This is a genomic window from Bacillus sp. AFS023182 (assembly GCF_002560575.1).
Taxonomy (GTDB): Bacteria; Bacillota; Bacilli; order Bacillales; family Bacillaceae_G; genus Bacillus_A; species Bacillus_A arachidis.
In genome coordinates, this window is sequence record NZ_NTRO01000163.1 from 1 (window position 1) to 1,145 (window position 1,145).

Sequence of the window (1,145 nt, forward strand, 5' to 3'; positions counted from 1 at the left end):
CCTAATACTTGCTTCCAAATGGTAGCCAGTGTTTCTTCTTTACCATTCCGGGGTGCAACACATTCACTTTCGATTTTCTTCTCCCCTGGTACAGGCAAGGCCTCACGATCAACTTTACCGTTAGCAGTGAGTGGAATAGCTTCCATCATCACAAATCCTGAAGGAACCATATGGCTTGGTAGTTCCGCCTTGAGATAATCTCTCCACTCACCTACATTCCCATCACCCACGACATATGCCACCAATCGTTTATCACCCGGCTGATCCTCTCGAACAATTACAGCAGCCTCTTTTATGGATACATGCGCGTTTAAAGCAGATTCAATTTCCCCGAGCTCAATTCGGAAACCACGGATTTTCACCTGGTGATCAATCCGCCCAAGATAATCCAGATTTCCATCCGGCAAGTATCTCGCTAAGTCCCCTGTCCGATATAATCGCGCTCCTGGATCGCTACTGAATGGATGTGGAATGAAACGTTCTGCAGTCAATTCAGGTCTGTTTAAATACCCACGTGCGAGTCCTGCTCCACCAATATATAGTTCACCAGATACGCCAATAGGCACAGGCTGTTGACAAGCGTCTAGCACATACACTTCTAAATCTGGAATCCGCTTTCCGATATTACTTCTTGAAGAATGCTGCACATCATCTTGCGTAATTGGATAATACGTAACATGAACGGTAGTTTCTGTAATTCCATACATATTAATTAGCTGCGTGTTCTGCTCTCCATACCTTTGAAACCATGGTAGCAAGCTGGTAGGATCGAGTGCTTCCCCACCAAATATGACATAGCGCAGATGCAAGTTTTTATTCTCATCTTCTTGTTCACACACTTGTATCAATTGTCGAAATGCGGATGGTGTCTGATTCAGAACCGTAACCTCTTCCTCTACTAACAGTTGATAGAAATCCTTGGGCGATCGACTGATCCAGTAAGGAACAACAACCAATTTTCCGCCATAGAGCAATGCTCCCCAAATCTCCCATACTGAGAAGTCAAATGCATAAGAATGGAAAAGCGTCCAAGTATCTTTTTCATCAAACTGATACCAACATTCCGTTGATTTAAATAAACGAATCACATTGTGATGTTCTACCATAACTCCCTTCGGGTTCCCTGTTGATCCCGAAGTATAGAT

At 43.8% G+C, this 1,145-nt stretch carries 1 protein-coding gene; it reads right to left on the bottom strand.

The annotated features are described in order from the left end of the window. A partial coding sequence (locus CN288_RS27910) for an amino acid adenylation domain-containing protein (RefSeq protein ID WP_141528040.1) occupies positions 1-1,145 on the bottom strand: 1,145 nt, incomplete at both ends.